The following is a 15,190-nucleotide window of genomic DNA, read 5'->3' as shown; positions in this document are numbered from 1 at the left end:
TGCGCTAACGACGTTCCAACTAATCCCAAGGAGTCAGCTGCTCCTCATGCTCCTCACGCCACAGGTAGCCGTACAAATGACCCAACGCAAAATACAGAGTCGCAATAATCACCGGAACCATAAACGCATTACGGTAATACGGGGCATCCCCCATATAGCCGCCCCACATACTACCCAGCGCTAGACCAATACCCAGCATCGAGCGGGTAAAGAAGCTCGCCTGAGCGTCAGGAATATGCTTGAGCGAACGGTTCAGCCACAGCTCATGGCCACCAAACGCCACACCCAGCACCGCGCCGCACAGCGCCAACGCATAGAAAATCGTGGACGTATCATCGCTCGCCGGCAAGTACAGCGCCGCCATAATCAGCAGAACACCGCTCACCAGCCAGCCATGCCACGGGTTCACCGAACGGCCACCCAAAACCACGGGGAAAGCCACCACCACGAGCGCACCGGTACCGGTCGCAACCATAGCCATGAACAGGTTCATCGAACCGTGAATCAGCGAGAAACCCAGCAGACCAGAACCAACCGAACCCATGCACGCGCCCAGCAGCACCAGACCAAGAATCAGCACCACCGTCTGACGGCTCGGACGCACCAGATTCTGCGGCGGAGCCATGCGAATACGCGAAATATCCGGTAGCCACCTCGGCGCCGCCAGCACCACGACGAACAGTAGCGCATCCAGAATAATCGTGATCCAGAAGCCCGCATACTCATTATTCGGGGTGATGTACGCATCGCCCAGCCACACCAGCAGAGCAGCCAGCGGATGCATCGACATGTTCGCCGTGGTACCCCACGACACCGCAGTCGACAAGCGAATATCGCTGTACTGATAGTTACGGCGATACAGCGACTCAAGAGCGAACGGAGTCCACGGCGGAGTCGTGAAACCCATCGCCACACACGAGAGCGCATGGTAGGTCGTACTCACATTATTCGGGTCAACCGTTAGACGCCAACCAATCACCAGCATGTTCAGCACCGCAGCGATATTCAGAATCGACGTAATCGCCAGCAACGACCGCAAACCCAGAGCACGCACCAGCATCGGGCCGAGCATAATCTGCACCGAATACGCGCCAGTAAACGCCGCCACCGCGTAGCCGCCATCATGCACGCTACCCAGGTGGCTCGCCAACAGAATATACAGCGCAAACGCCGAAGAAGCCGCCGGAATGTGGAACAGAATCGTCAACACATTACGGGCAAAACCCTCAGCACGAAGCACCGCATACAGGTGACGACGCTGCTCCTTACCGTTGCGCAGGAACAACGCCCAATGCTGACGCAAAATGTCCGGCACCGACGCGTTCGTATTAATCTCGTCCGCAGCCGGAATCGGGCGAGGCGGCAGCTCCTGCAACACGTGCTCGTTGTTGCGCACCACATCCGTCAGGGACGTGCCCGGAACCGTCGGAATGCCCGTGCCCGAAGCACGCATTTTATTCAGCGCGTCGGAGGCGGGTGCCACCTTCATGGTGCGCGGAGGAACCTCCGGCGCGGATGCGCCAGTACGCGCATCAGCCGAAGGTTCCACACGATACGTTGAATTCGGTGCCCTGTCCTGAGGTGTCGAGGTCATCATCTCTTTCACGAATAAGCCGCCGGACATGCCATAACAGCAACCCGGAAGCGAATTTATGCCTACTAGGAGTTTACCCTCACCGACGAGCCGTTCTGACCCTTTTCCACCACAATCTGCGCTGGAATACGGTTCTTCATCTCCTCCACATGCGAAATCAGGCCAATAGTGCGGCCGCTATCACGCAGAGATTCAATCGTGCCCATCACCATGTCCAGAGTTTCAGCATCCAGCGTGCCGAAGCCCTCATCAATGAACAGGGTGTCCAGCTCGATGCCGCCGTTATTCGCCTGAACAACCTCAGCCAGACCCAACGCCAACGACAGCGACGCCAAGAATGACTCACCACCGGACAGCGACGACGCCTCACGCGGCTCACCCGTCCAAGTGTCAGTAATCTCCAGGTTCAGGCCACCGCCGGAACGGCTACCCTTCGCACGGTGATCGCTGAACACCATGCCGTAGCGACCCTCACTCATACGGTCCAGGTGCAGTGACGCCGAGTGCAGAATCCGCTCGAACTCGGCACCCAGCACATAGCTGACCAGGTCAACCTGATGCTCATAACCGCCCAGCGTATCACCGCGGGCAGCCGCCGCCAGGTTCGCCAGCATCTGCGCACGGTCATAACGCTGCGCCGTCTGCGCACGGAACGCCGCATACTCGCCACGCAGCGCCTGCAAAGAACGCAGCACGCTCTCCCGCTCACCCTCACGAAGAGTCAAACGGTGAACCGCCGCACGCAGCTGCTCAACCCGCTCACGCACACCCTGCAGATCATCCGGCGCCTGCTCACCAGCGGCGGCACGAGCCGCCACCGCAACAATCGCCTCACGGCCAAAGCCCTCAAGGAGGCGGGCATGCTCCAGCTCGTACGCGGCAACAGCCTGCTCCAGGGCGTCGACGCGCTCAGGGGTGCGGACCGCCGCCTGCACCAGCTCAGCACTCTCAAACGCAGACTCGCCCAACAGGCGCTGCGCCTGCGCCGCCGCCAGAGCATGACGCTCACGCGCCTGCCCCAACAGCAACACCGCACGAGCAAGACGCTGATGCGCCGCACGGTAGCCCTCCACAGCCTCAACACGCTGCGCAAAACCCACCGCCGCACGAGCAGGCGCCAACTGCGCCGCAGCCGCCTCACAGCGCGCCGCAGCGTCACGGTGACGCGTCTGGGCTTCCACCGCCGCGCCCTCGATGGTGCGTAGCGCCTCCTGAGCCTTCTGCAGCTTAACCCGCACCCGCTCAACCTTCACCAGCACGCCGTCACGCGCCGTCACGCGTGACTGAGCCTGCGCGAGGCGGGTCTGCGCCTGCTGCAGCTGGGCGGCGCTCTGCTCCACATCGCACTCGCCCTGAGCCGCCAGAGTCTCGTACTGGGTGCGGGCGGCGGCGAGCGCCTCGGAGGCTTCCTGGTGCGCCTTGGTCGCCCGCTCCTTAGCCAGTTCGTGGGCGCGCGCCTGCTTGTGAGCCTTGTCTTCACGCTCCTTGGCGGCGTCCAGGTCGGCACGCTCAACCAGCTGTTCCCCCTCGGCAATCTGCGCGGGGGCGGGGTGCTCGACCGAGCCGCAGACCGCGCAGGGTTCGCCGTCCTTGAGCTCGCGCGCCAGCAAGGAGGACGCCTGGGCGAGGCGCAGCACCTGCAGGTTCTTGAACTCCTCCGTCGCGGCGAGCGCCTGCTGAGCCGAAGCCTGCCACTTTTCCTGCGCCTTCTGCTCGGCGGTGGCGGTGCGCTTGCTCTGCTTCTCAGCCTCAGCAACCGCGGCGGAGGCGGCGTCCAGCTTCTGCTGCATCTGCTGGGCGGCGTCGTGCTTCTGCTGCGCCTCGGTGACCAGGTGCGCGGCGAGGGTGCGTTCCTCGTCGGCGGTGCTGTAGCCGGCGAGTTCTTCGGCAAGCTGCTCGGCATGGGCGGTGAGGTCGCTCAGCGTCTTTTCGGCACGAGACTTGTCCTGCTCGAGGGCATTAGCCTGCTTCAGCAGGGTGGCTGCGGCGGCTTCCTCGTCGGTAAGCTGTGCGTCCTTCTTCTGCAGGGCGCGCAGGGTGTCGAGGAGCGCCTCGAGCTGGGTTTGCTGCTCGGCGGGTTCAAAGGAAGGGAGCGCGGCGAAGGTTGTCTCCTCGGGGAAGGTGACTTCTTCCGCGGTTTCCTCATCGCGCAGTGCCGCAAGCAGGGCGCGACCAGTCTCATCCAGCGCGGATGCGCACGCCGCCTGGTCCTGTTGGCGGGCGGCGAGCGCCTGCGATTCGGCGTGGACCTGCGTGTACTGTGCGTGCAGGGGCGCGGCGGCACGCGCCTGCCCCAGCTCTTCACGCTGCGCCTTGTGCTCATCGGCGCGTTCGGTCAGGCGGGTGCGGCGCTCGCAGAGCTGCTCGTATTCACGCCAGTCGGCCTGCAGCTGGGCGCGTTCGGCGAGCAGGCGGGTGTTCTGGTCGGCTTCGTCGGTGAGGCGCTGCTGTTCCTGCTTTTCGCGTGCGGAGGTTTCGCGGGCGCGTTCTGCTCCGCCGGCGACCCATGCGTCGAGGGTTTCGGCGGTGACGTTCTCAGCGGTGAGGTTTTCCGGCTCCTCCCCCGCCTCCACAGACCCTTCGACAGCAGAGTCCTCGGTATCGGTGCCCTCAGCATCCGTATCTACAGCATCCAGGAGCGCCTGCAGGGCGAGCATTTCTACGCGGGCACGTTCAAGGTAGCCGCGCTGGGTATTTTCGTCCTGGGCGACTTCCTGCTGGGCGGTTTTCGCTTCCTCGGTGAGTGCGGCGAAGAGCTGTTCATAGTGTTCGACGGGGAACATTTTCTTGAGCAGTTCTTTGCGTTCTTTGGGCTTGGACTTGAGGAATTGCGCGAACTGGCCCTGCGGCAGGAGTACGACTTTGAGGAATTGTTCTTTGGTCAGGTGGGTGCGTTCGGCGATAGTGCGGTTGACTTCGGCGACGCTGCTGGAGATGGGCGTCCATGCCTTTTCGTCGGAGGGGTCGGCGCCGGGTGCGAGTTCGGCGAGGGTTGCTTTGGCGCTTTCTTCGCGCATCTGGCCTTTGCGGGCGCCGCGGGTGATGGGCTTGTTGTAGGCGGGGGTTCGGTCGATGCGCAGGCGCTTGCCGTGGAGGGTGACGTCGAGTAGCACGCGCGGTTTGGTGCCGCTGTGTGCCGCGTAGGTGGAGTGCAGTTTGGCGGATTCGCGGTCGCTGCTGGTTTCGCCGTAGAGGGCGTAGCAGATGGCGTCGAGGATGGTGGTTTTACCGGCGCCGGTGGGTCCGTTGAGCAGGAATACGCCGGCGTTGTTGAGGGTGTCGAAGTTGATTTCTTGGCGCTTGGGGTATGCCATGAAGGCTTCGAATTCGAGGTTGTGCAGGATCATGCGTTGTCCTTGTGGCTTTTGATGTGGTCGCTGAGGGTGGTGATGACGTCGCGTTCTTCGCTGGTGAGGGGGCGGTTGCGTACGTATTGGTGGAATTGGTCGAAGGTTTCGACGGGGTCGGCATCGCGAGTGAGGGGCGCGGCGACGGGTTTGTCGGTGGCGGGTTGGGTGCTGCGGTAGCTGAAGTGGGAGATGGTTTCGTAGCGGCTGCGCAGGCGGTCGACGGCGCCGACGGGTAGGGTTTCGTCGGTGAGTTCGATGCGGCAGTAGTAGCCCTGCTCGTAGGGGCTGTTTTCGGGGCTGTTGAGCAGCTGGTCCATGGTGCCGCGCAGGGTTTTCATGTGTACGCGGGTTGCCCATTCGTGGCTGCTGATGGTGGGTTCCTCGCCGGGGTTGAGTTCGATGAGGTAGGCGCCATTGCGGTTGTGTTCTTCGCTGAATGAGAAGCCGAGGGGTGAGCCGCTGTAGCGGATGGTGTGGGTGACGGGGTAGCGCTTGTGGATGTGGCCGAGGGCTACGTAGTCGAAGCCGTCGAAGAGGGAGGCGGGTACCCAGTCGATGCCGCCGACGCTGATGTCGCGTTCGGAGTCGCTGCGGGGTGTGGTGTCTGCGCTGCCGGCAATGTCACTGCCGGTGGTGTCGCTGACGGTTGCGTGGCTCATGACGATGATGCGGTCGGCACCTTCGCCGCGGGCGTGACGTTCGACGGCATCAGCGCGGATGGCGTCGGTGACGGTGCCGAGGACTGCCTGGTGGGTGGGGTCGACGCCGAGGGCGGTGGCGTGGAGGCGCGGGGCGAGGTAAGGGATGGCGTAGACGTGTACACGCAAGGTGCCGTCGGTGAGTTCGACGGGGCAGGTGGCGTCTTCGAGGCTGGTGCGCAGGTACACGCCGGAGGCTTCGAAGAAGGCGGCGCCGTAGCTGAGACGGCGGAAGGAGTCGTGGTTGCCGGAGCTGAGGATGACTTGCACACCGGCGCGCATGAGGCGGGTGAGTGCCTGGTCGAGCAGGGTGGTGCTTTCGGCGGTGGGGATGGTGCTGTCGTAGACGTCGCCGCTGATGAGGAGGGTGTTGATACCTTCGGCGTGCACGTAGTTGAGCAGTTCGTCGATGAACTGCTGGTGTTCGCGGGTGAGGGGGCTGCGGTGGAAGGTGCGGCCGAGGTGCCAGTCGGAGGTGTGCAGGATCTTCATGGTTTCAGTATGGCATTGCGTCGTGTTTTGCGCCTCACAGTTCGTCATTCAGGGCATAGGCACTCACGCGGAGCGGGGGCTCCGTCCTCGAAGCGCCCCCAGGCGCTGAAGAGGGGGCACTCCCCCGCGAGCGTGAGTGCGAAGCCGTTTTTGTCTAAGTCTCTCCATTCCCGGCGAGGAAGAGTAGCCAACCATCCTCGGCGTAGGTGCTCATGCGTAGCGGGGGCTCCATCCCCGGTGTCTCCCCGTCCGCGGAGTAGGCACCCCATCGCGGCGTAGGTGCTCATGCGTAGCGGGGGCTCCGTCCTCAAGGCGCCCCGGCGCCGCAGAGGGGGCACTCCCCCGCGAGCATGAGTACGAAGCCGCTTATGCCCTAGCCTCCGCGTCCTGAACGCACATGGGATAATCGCCCTATGAGTTTTTCTTCTGTTGAGTTCACACGTGCACCTGAGGTTTCGGCTGAGTTTGCGGGCAGGGTGCGCGGCTTGTTGCGTGCGTCTGCGTTGGGTGATGCGCTGGGTTATCCGTTGGAGTTGTTGTCGGCTGAGCAGATTGCGAAGTGCGCCCCTAAGCCGTGGGAGTCGGCGTTTGGTGAGCTACTGGTCAGTGATGATACGCAGCTGACCTGCTACACCTTAGATGGCCTGACGGAGGTTTTGGAGTGGAATAATGAGGGCGCGGCGGCGGATGAGTTGGCGTGTTTGTGGTTGGCGTATTTGCGGTGGTTCCGCGGTATTGGTGAGGTTCTGCCGGACTCTGCGCCGTTTTCGTTGGATCGTGAGATTGATGGGTCTTCGGAGTTGACGGCTCGTCGTGGTCCGGGTGCGGCGACGTTGCGGGCGTTGGGTTCGGGTGAGATGCAGTTGGTGTCGAAGTCGTTGAATCCTGATGCTTTGGGTAGTGGTGCGTTGGTGCGTTCGGCGGCGTTGGGTGTGTTGCCAGTGGCGCAGGAGCGTACGGTGGTTTTGTTGGCGGTGCGTGCGGCGGCGTTGACGCATGGGCATCCGGAGGCGTTGGCTTCGGCGGCGGCGTATGCGTTGTTGGTTCGTGATTTGTTGGCGTCCTCGTCTGGCTCGTTTGGTGTGTTGTTGGAGGCGGCGCGTCGTGTGGTGTCGTGGTGTGGTTCGGTGGCGGCGGATGATTCGATTCCGGGTGATGCTTCGCGGACGGCGGCGGCGTTGAGTCGTGCCGTCGAGCTGCTGGAGGGCGGTACGGTGCCGGTTCCGGAGGCTGTGGCGGAGCATTTTGGTACGGGTTGGACGGCGCCGGAGCTGTTGGGTGTGGCGTTCTGGTGTGCGGCGGATGCCGTGAAGAGTCTGCCTGCTGATACCGACGATGCAACGGTACGCAATGCGCTGTTTGAGGGTTTGTGCCGTGCGGTGTCGGTGGATTCGGATTCGGATTCGGTGGGTGCGATGACGGCGGCGTTGTGGGCGGCGGCTGGTTTCCCGGTGGGCGGCGGTGAGGCTGATGCGTGGTCGCAGGCGCTGGGTCGTGTGCGCGGTTTGGATCAGGTGGAGGCAGTGGCGGACCGCTATCTGCACCAGCTGGGACTGTAGCAGCGCTGAACCTTAACGGCATAGCGGCGATGCGGAGCGGGGGCTCCGTCCTCAAGGCGGCTGGCCCATTCACTTATTGGGGCACCGCAGAGGGGGCACTCCCCCGCGAGCATCGTCCGCAAGCCGTCTAATGAACTCTACCTGTGCGAATACTCTTCGCGACCTATATAGGCATAGAAAAGGCTCTCCGGTATCTCGGAGAGCCTTTTCTGTATGCGCTAGAACTAGCAAAACTAAGCCTTTACGGAGTAGCCGGTCACGCGGAGCGGGGGCTCCGTCCTCAAGGCGCTCAGCGCCGCAGAGGGGGCACTCCCCCGCGAGCGGGAACCGGCTACGTCCGCTCAAGCTAGGTGGTGTTTCCTAGTCCAGGTAGTCTCGCAGTACCTGCGAACGCGACGGGTGACGGAGCTTAGACATGGTCTTCGACTCAATCTGGCGGATACGTTCGCGGGTCACGCCGTAGACCTTGCCGATTTCGTCGAGGGTCTTGGGCTGGCCGTCGGTCATGCCGAAGCGCATTGCGACCACGCCGGCTTCACGCTCGGAGAGGGTGTCGAGCACGGAGTGGAGCTGTTCCTGCAGAAGGGTGAAGGACACTGCGTCTGCGGGGACGACTGCCTCGGAGTCTTCGATGAGGTCACCGAATTCGGAATCGCCGTCTTCACCGAGGGGGGTGTGCAGGGAGATGGGTTCGCGGCCGTACTTCTGGACTTCGATGACCTTTTCGGGGGTCATGTCGAGTTCCTTGCCGAGTTCTTCGGGGGTGGGTTCGCGGCCGAGGTCCTGGAGCATCTGGCGCTGCACGCGGGCGAGCTTGTTGATGACTTCTACCATGTGCACGGGGATGCGGATGGTGCGGGCCTGGTCTGCCATTGCGCGGGTGATGGCCTGGCGGATCCACCAGGTTGCGTAGGTGGAGAACTTGAAGCCCTTGGAGTAGTCGAACTTTTCGACGGCGCGGATGAGGCCGAGGTTGCCTTCCTGGATGAGGTCGAGGAAGAGCATGCCGCGGCCGGTGTAGCGCTTGGCGAGGGAGACGACGAGTCGCAGGTTGGCTTCGAGCAGGTGGTTCTTGGCTCGCTTGCCGTCGTGGATGACCCAGCGCAGGGCTTTTTTGAGGTCCTTGTCCATGTCGGGGTTTTCGGCGAGCTTGTGTTCGGCATAGAGGCCTGCTTCGATGCGCATGGCGAGGTCGACTTCCTGCTGTGCGTTGAGCAGAGAGACTTTGCCGATCTGCTTGAGGTAGTCCTTGACGGGGTCGGCGGTTGCGCCGGGGGTTACGACGCGCTGTGCGGGTGCGTCGTCGTCGTCGTTTGCGGTGAGGACGAAGCCGGAGCCCTTGGCTGCTACTGCTTCTGCGGCCTTCTTTTCTTCTTTTTTGGCTACGGTTTCTTCGTCTTCTTCATCGGGTTCGTCTTCGCCGTCGGTGGTTTCGAGTTCTTCGTCGAGGGCGAGGTCGAATTCGTCGTCGTCGTTCTTTTTGCGGCGGCCACCGGTCTTGCGCTTGGTTGCGGTTTTGGTGGTGGTGGTTTTGCGGGTGCGCTTGGGCTTGTCTGCCTCGGTTTCGGCAGTGCTTTCGGCACCGGTTTCGGCGGTTGCGCCGGTGGTGTCTTCGGTTGCCGCTGCGGCTTTGGTGGTTGCCTTCTTGGTGCGGGTGGTCTTGGTGGTGGTTTTTGCGACGGTTTCTTCGGTTGCGTCGCCGGTCGCGGTCTTCTTGCTGGTTGCAGGTGCCACTAGAACCCTTTCTGGCTTGTGGTGGGGTGTTTTGTTTGCAAAACACCTAAGACCCTGTCAAGTCTGTGCTGGCGTCCTCGGTCGGGGTGTTTGCTGCGTTTGTCCGTTTTAACGCTGTGGGGGCGGGTTATATTCCGCGTGCGTTGGGTGGTTTGCAGGGTTCCGTTGCTCGTTGTGTGGAGCGGTTTGAGGGCGCGTTGTAGCGCATTGACTGTACGGGGTCAATATATAAGTATTGCAGATTTTTGGTTGTTTTCAATTTGACGCGCTGTTTGGGTGGCTTGTGGGCCTGGTTTTGGCTGGGTGCGGCTGTGTGCGGTTGCGGGTGGGAGGAGCCGGTGGGAGGGGCGTGCCCGGTGGCGCACCCCTCCCCTGTTTTGCACCTCGCGTTTAGGAGCCGGGTTTAAGCGCCGGTTTTAGGGTTTTCGGGGTTTGAGGGTGCTGATGGGTTCGCGGTGTGTTCCGGGTTCGCCGCAGATGGTGTGTTTAATCCAGGCGGGTAGGTTGCCTGCGTTGAGGTGTACGTCGAGGATGTTGAGGTCCTTTCCGAATGTGTGGCGGTGGGCTTCTTGGCGGAGCATGCGGGCGTAGGTGCTGTAGCCCTTGTACCAGTTGGTCCAGGCTTGGGTGTTGCGTAGTGCGGCGTATTCTCCGTCGGTGCTGTGGGGTGTGAGCAGGCTGGTGAGTAGTTCGAGCGCGTTGAGGCGTGCCCAGTGGGGGCTGTCTAGTTTTCCTTTGAGGGCGTTGAGGTAGTGGGTGTAGACGGCGTGGTGTTTGGTGAGGTATTCGCTGTTGGTGCAGCTTTCGTCGATTCGTTGTTTGAGGTTTTCGAATTTGTTGTGGGCGTTGTGGTCTTTGGGGCGTTCCTCGATGCGTGGGAGCAGGTCGCGGCTGATGGTATTGAGTTCGGCAGCGCTGGCGTGGTCGGCGGGGGTGAGGTTTTCGAGTGCCCAGCCGTTGAGGTTGGTGTGCTGGACGCTGCGGTTCTGTTGGACGCTGCGGCTCTGCTGAATGGTGCGGTGGGTGCGGCGGATCCAGTCTTGCCATTGCACGCATTTTTCGGGCACGGCGCGTACGTGCGCCTGTTCGGTGCCTGCTGTGGCGCTGAGTGCGTGGGTGAAGCTGGCGGGTATGTAGGTTTTGCGGGTGATGCGGGTGCCGTAGTGGGGTGGTTCGAGCGGCGCGCGGTCGGGGCTGGTGCTGGGGTATTCGCCGCCGAAGGCGTGGTAGGTGTATTGGGCGGAGTAGTGCAGGTAGGCGAGCGCTTTTTGGGCGTGGTTGAGCCCGTATCCGGCGAGATAGGTGAGCATTTCGGCGGTGATGGGGTTGAGGGTTGCCGATGCGATGGAGGCGCGTAGGTGCCCGGCAACTTCGGCGGGGATGAGTTCGCGGAGTGCGTCGCCGATGGTGGGTGCATCACCGGTGGTGGGGTTGCCGGCGTTATCGACCGGGTGGGTGGTGAGCAGGTGCGCGGCGGCGTTGATGGCGGCGTCCCAGTAGCACAGGTCGATTTGGGCTTGGCGGTAGATGGTGCGGACGCCCTGGCGGGCTTCGTCGTGGCGGGTGGTGTGGGTGTGGTCCCAGAGTTCTACGGCGTTTTCCCAGTCGTGGCGGGTTTCGGGGTTGGTTGTGGGGTCGGTGTCCCAGGGGCTGTGGGCGTAGTTGTGTTGGGCGGTGTCGGCGATGGTGTCGCCGTGGCGGGTGAGCCAGGTGTAGTAGCTGCTGTGGCGGATTTCTTCGATGGGTGCGAGGAGGGTGAGTGCCTGCTGTTCGGGGTTGAGCGCCCAGATGCTGGCGCCGCCTGCGTAGATGACGTCTTCACAGCGTAGTTCGCTGACGATGCGCGGGTCGTGGAGCAGGTGGAGCCATGCGTTGATGGGGATTTGGGTGTCGACGTCCTGTTGGATCTCTTCGATGGCGGCAAGTTGCGCGGTGTTGGGGTGCAGTTGGCGTTGGCGTACGGTGTTGTCGCCGTCGATGATGATGGCGTAGAAGCGGGTGAGGGTTTCGCCGTTGTGGTGGGTGGGGAGTTTGGTGAAGGTTTCGTGAAGGAAGTCGGCGCGTTCGGGCAGGGTGCAGGGTTCGTCGGGTAGGTTGACGCGCAGGCTGGGGCCGAGGGTGTTGTCGGTTGCGGTGAGGATGATGAGTGAGTGGTCGGGCCAGTAGCCGTGCTGGTGGAGGGCGCAGCTGAGCACGTCGTATTCGTTGCGGATGGGCGGGGGCGTGTCGTTACTGTAGCCGCCGTAGTTGTGGCCGCTGTTAGGGGTGTTGCCGTTGGAGATGTTGTTTGCGTTCATGCCTTCACGGTGGCATGGTTTGCGCGGGTTCGCAGGTTATACAAATAAATCTGTGGATACTTCGGGTCATGTGTCCGAAGGCTCCACAGATTTATTCGTATTGTTCGTTTGTACGCCGGGGTTTGTCCACAGCGGCGCGGGGTGCCGCGTCATAATTTGTCACGCAATACCTGTCACACAATTTCTGACGGGCGGTATCCACGAGCCAGGCTCTCGGCGGGTAACCCTTCGCTCCCCTATGACTCGTACTCCCCCGCGGTATCCCCTACTGCGCGCACCTATTGTTCGTCGAGGAACCGCTCGAAGAGCGCACCAATCTCGTCGCGGCTGGGCACGTTGTGCGCGTCGCGTCGCGAGAGGGGAACCGCGATGTCGGAGGTGCGGAAGTTCTCGTCGTAGTTCTCTTCCATGGTCGTGATCATGCGACCGATTTCGGGGTTCTGCTTGACCTGGTCGTTGATCTGGCTGTGCACGTGGCGTGCGGCTTCGCGCAGGTTCTCGGTGGGTAGGGAGAGGTGCGCCGCCATGCCCACGTGTTCGAGGGCGGTGAGGGTGCCCTGAGGCAGGTCCGCCTCCGAAATGTACTGGGGAATGTTCACGCCGAAGCCGACGGTGTCGATTCCGTTTTCGGTGAAGAGCACTTCCAGCAGGTTGGTGACGGTCGCGTGCACGTCTGCGCTGGGCTTCCACGGGGAGATGCCACGAATCAGGTCCTTGCGGGAGCCGTGAGCGGTAATCGGGAAGGGGCGGGTGTGCGGCACCGGCATGGGGAATGCGGAGACCAGCACAACCAGGGAGGGCTTGACCCGCTGGGCGATGGTCAGCACCGCCTTTTCGAAGCGCTGCCACTGCAGGTCCGGTTCGGCACCGGTAAGTAGCAGGAACGGCTTGTCGAGGCTGTCTTCTACGGCGTAGAGCTTCAGCTGCGGGTATTGCGGCTTTTCGAAGTGGTCTTTTTCGTAGCGGATGAAGGGGCGGCGGGCACGGTAGTCGTGCAGCTGGTCGCTGTCGAACTCGACGATTTCAATGTTTTTGAGCTCGCTGAGCAGCACCTGCCCGAGCTGACCTGCGGTGGAACCTGCGTCTTGCGGGCTGGAGAGGGCGATGACGAGGGTTAGCCCGTGCATCCTGGGGTCGTCCAATATTTTGGTGTTGGCTAAGTAGAGATCTTCGGGGTTGAGCATTACGCCTCCTCACTTCTGTCTGGTTCGCGCCGCGTTCGGGTGGGCTTAGTGTTTTCTGCCAGTACCCGAGGTGTTGGGGCGAAGGGGCGTCTTCTGTTATCTGACGCTTTCCGTAGTCTTTCATTTTATGCCACTACTGCCCTGTCTCGACAGTGTGCGGGCTTTTCTCGCAGTAGGTGAACTTGTTTGATCTCTCGTCGACGTTCTTAAGACGCTGCAGCTCGGCTTCCTGTGCATTTTTCTGTTCTGCCAGCTGTTCGGGGTGAGAGCTGAACCTCACGCCCTCCTACATATCCGTGTAGAGTAGAAGCAGTAGTCCGCGCGGCTTTGCGCGGCGGTATTCATCCTCACTCTTCGAGGGCCTACAGTTGAGTTTTTCGGGCGCGAGGATGTGCACCGACTATTTTGAGAAGACATACGCAAAGGAGTAACGATGTCTCTGTCTCTGTCTATTCACAGCACCGACCTTGAAGCGCTCGAAGCTGACGTTCTGGTTCTGGGCGTTTTGAAGGGTTCGGACGGTGCGTACCTGGCACCGAGCTCCCTGTCTGAGGACTCTGTTGAGGGTATTAACGAGCTGCTGGAGGCGCTGGGCGCCTCGGGTGCCCCCGATCAGCTGCTGCGTCTGCCCGGCCTTGAGGACACCGGTGCCGGTATTGTGGCGCTGGCGGGTCTGGGCTCTGATACTGCTGAGGGTCAGGAGCGTCTGGACGCTCTGCGTTACGCGGCTGGTTCTGCGGCTCGTCAGCTGGTTGGTTCTGCTGAGGAGATTGCTTTCGATTTCGGTGTTTCTTCGGTTGAGGAAATTGAGGCTCTTGCTCACGGCGCTGTGCTGGGTAACTTCGTTGAGGAGGGCCTGCGCGGCAAGACTCAGGATTCGATCAAGGAAGAGATCGATTCGATCCTGATCGTTTCCTCGATTGACCAGGAAGAGGCTGAGGAGGCTCTGGTTCACGCCCTGGTTCTGGGTGAGACCGCTAAGGATGCTCGCCGCCTGGTGAACCTGCCTCCGTCGCACCTGTACCCGGAGACTTTCGCTGAGTTCGCTGCTGAGGTCGCTGAGGATTACGCAAATATTGAGATTGAGCTGTTCCACCACGATCGCCTGGCTGAGGAGGGCTTCGGCGGCATTTCCGGTGTTGGTCAGGGTTCGCCTCGCAAGCCGGTTCTTGCCGTTGTGAAGTATGTTCCGGAAAACCCGAAGGCTCACGTGGCTCTGGTGGGTAAGGGCATTACCTTCGATACCGGTGGTAACTCGCTGAAGCCTGCCGCTTCGATGATGACCATGAAGTGCGATATGGCGGGTGCCGCCTCCGTGCTGAACGCTGTGGTTGCTTCCGCTGAGCTGGATGTGCCGGTTGCTGTGACCGGTTACCTGTGCCTGGCTGAGAACATGCCCGGCGGCCATGCTCTGCGCCCGGAGGACATCATCACCATGCGTGATGGCCGTACCGTTGAGGTTCTGAACACTGACGCTGAGGGGCGCCTGGTCATGGCTGATGGTATCGCTCTGGCTTCTGAGTCGAACCCGGACGTCATCCTGGATATCGCTACCCTGACCGGTGCCGCTATGGCTGCTCTGGGTCTGCGCACTGCGGCTCTGCTCGGTGACGAGGAGATTCGTGACCGCGTGATTGCAGCCGGTGCTGCCGCAGGTGAGGCGTACTGGCCGATGCCGCTGGAGTCCTACCTGCGTAAGAGCTTGGAGTCCCCCGTTGCTGATATTAAGAACATTGGTTCCCGCTACGGTGGCGCGCTGACTGCAGGTCTGTTCCTGAAGGAGTTCGTGGGCGAGGGCATCCCCTGGGCTCACCTGGACATTGCGGGCCCTGCGTTCAACGAAGAGGCTCCCTACGGCTTCACCCCGAAGGAGGGTACCGGCTTCGGTACCGCTACCCTGGTGAACTTCATCCAGTCGTACGCTAAGTAGTCTGCTTCACTGGGCACGCACCCTAGCTGGCGCATCCTAACTGGCGCGTCCTAACTAGCGCGAGCCGCACAGCATAGAGCTAATCTGAGGAGGGCTTCTCGGTATTTCTACCGGGGAGCCCTCCTCTGCGTCTGTTCTTGGCTGGTTCCGTTCTTGGCTGGTTCAGTGCGACCGCTGTGGTGGGGCTGCCATCTGGCCGTTCTATGACGCGCCGCTTTTCTTGAGTGGTGAAAAATTTGCGGTGTTTGGGCGATTAATCGGCTAAAACCGCCCTGAGTGAACTTAAACGACCGTCAACGGGGGTATTGTTGTATTAAGTGTTTTTCTGCGTACGCGGAGGGGCGCGCGATTT

At 61.8% G+C, this 15,190-nt stretch carries 8 protein-coding genes; 2 read left to right on the top strand and 6 right to left on the bottom strand.

Annotation, left to right across the window (positions count from 1 at the left end; all coding sequences use genetic code 11):
* Window positions 1-19: 19 nt before the first annotated feature.
* The 3 genes from ROTMU0001_RS05790 to ROTMU0001_RS05780 all read right to left on the bottom strand — a co-directional run bounded on the left by ROTMU0001_RS05790 (window position 20) and on the right by ROTMU0001_RS05780 (window position 6,134).
* A complete protein-coding gene (locus ROTMU0001_RS05790; RefSeq protein WP_245534288.1) occupies window positions 20-1,594 on the bottom strand; it encodes an MFS transporter in 1,575 nt (524 codons plus the stop codon).
* A 65-nt stretch (window positions 1,595-1,659) separates the two neighbouring features.
* Window positions 1,660-4,941: an AAA family ATPase gene (locus tag ROTMU0001_RS05785; protein WP_005508633.1), complete on the bottom strand. Its 3,282-nt coding sequence runs from the start codon at window positions 4,939-4,941 to the stop codon at window positions 1,660-1,662.
* Window positions 4,938-6,134, bottom strand: coding sequence for an exonuclease SbcCD subunit D (locus ROTMU0001_RS05780; protein ID WP_005508632.1), 1,197 nt, complete (start codon window positions 6,132-6,134; stop codon window positions 4,938-4,940). Before ROTMU0001_RS05780 ends, ROTMU0001_RS05785 begins: the two co-directional genes overlap by 4 nt.
* Window positions 6,135-6,547: 413 nt before the next feature.
* Between ROTMU0001_RS05780 and ROTMU0001_RS05775 the strand changes: the two genes are divergently transcribed.
* On the top strand, window positions 6,548-7,693 hold the full coding sequence (locus tag ROTMU0001_RS05775) for an ADP-ribosylglycohydrolase family protein (protein ID WP_005508631.1): 1,146 nt from the start codon (window positions 6,548-6,550) through the stop codon (window positions 7,691-7,693).
* A gap of 360 nt (window positions 7,694-8,053) precedes the next feature.
* Here the strand turns inward: ROTMU0001_RS05775 and ROTMU0001_RS05770 are convergent, their stop codons facing one another.
* The 3 genes from ROTMU0001_RS05770 to ROTMU0001_RS05760 form a co-directional block, all read right to left on the bottom strand.
* Entirely contained in the window at window positions 8,054-9,427 is a 1,374-nt protein-coding gene (locus ROTMU0001_RS05770) for an RNA polymerase sigma factor (protein ID WP_005508630.1), read from the bottom strand.
* 416 nt (window positions 9,428-9,843) lie between these two features.
* On the bottom strand, window positions 9,844-11,724 hold the full coding sequence (locus tag ROTMU0001_RS05765; RefSeq protein WP_005508629.1) for a hypothetical protein: 1,881 nt from the start codon (window positions 11,722-11,724) through the stop codon (window positions 9,844-9,846).
* Window positions 11,725-12,002: 278 nt separating this feature from the next.
* Entirely contained in the window at window positions 12,003-12,908 is a 906-nt protein-coding gene (locus ROTMU0001_RS05760) for a PAC2 family protein (protein WP_005508628.1), read from the bottom strand.
* Between the two features lie 433 nt (window positions 12,909-13,341).
* On the opposite strand from ROTMU0001_RS05760, the gene ROTMU0001_RS05755 reads away from it, so the two are divergent.
* Window positions 13,342-14,838 (top strand): leucyl aminopeptidase, encoded by a 1,497-nt coding sequence (locus ROTMU0001_RS05755; protein ID WP_005508625.1) that lies wholly within the window; start codon window positions 13,342-13,344, stop codon window positions 14,836-14,838.
* The last annotated feature ends 352 nt before the right edge of the window (window positions 14,839-15,190 follow it).

The sequence above is a fragment of the Rothia mucilaginosa ATCC 25296 genome, assembly GCF_000175615.1.
Taxonomy (GTDB): domain Bacteria; phylum Actinomycetota; class Actinomycetes; order Actinomycetales; family Micrococcaceae; genus Rothia; species Rothia mucilaginosa.
Note: the sequence above shows the minus strand (reverse complement) of the source record. Positions and strands in the feature narration are given on the sequence as shown.

Bases quoted from the DNA above. Each gene is read 5' to 3' on its own strand.
- ROTMU0001_RS05790 (WP_245534288.1), bottom strand. From the start codon at position 1,594: ATGACCTCGACACCTCAGGACAGGGCACCGAATTCAACGTATCGTGTG.
- ROTMU0001_RS05785 (WP_005508633.1), bottom strand. From the start codon at position 4,941: ATGATCCTGCACAACCTCGAATTCGAAGCCTTCATGGCATACCCCAAG.
- ROTMU0001_RS05780 (WP_005508632.1), bottom strand. From the start codon at position 6,134: ATGAAGATCCTGCACACCTCCGACTGGCACCTCGGCCGCACCTTCCAC.
- ROTMU0001_RS05775 (WP_005508631.1), top strand. From the start codon at position 6,548: ATGAGTTTTTCTTCTGTTGAGTTCACACGTGCACCTGAGGTTTCGGCT.
- ROTMU0001_RS05765 (WP_005508629.1), bottom strand. From the start codon at position 11,724: ATGAACGCAAACAACATCTCCAACGGCAACACCCCTAACAGCGGCCAC.
- ROTMU0001_RS05760 (WP_005508628.1), bottom strand. From the start codon at position 12,908: ATGCTCAACCCCGAAGATCTCTACTTAGCCAACACCAAAATATTGGAC.
- ROTMU0001_RS05755 (WP_005508625.1), top strand. From the start codon at position 13,342: ATGTCTCTGTCTCTGTCTATTCACAGCACCGACCTTGAAGCGCTCGAA.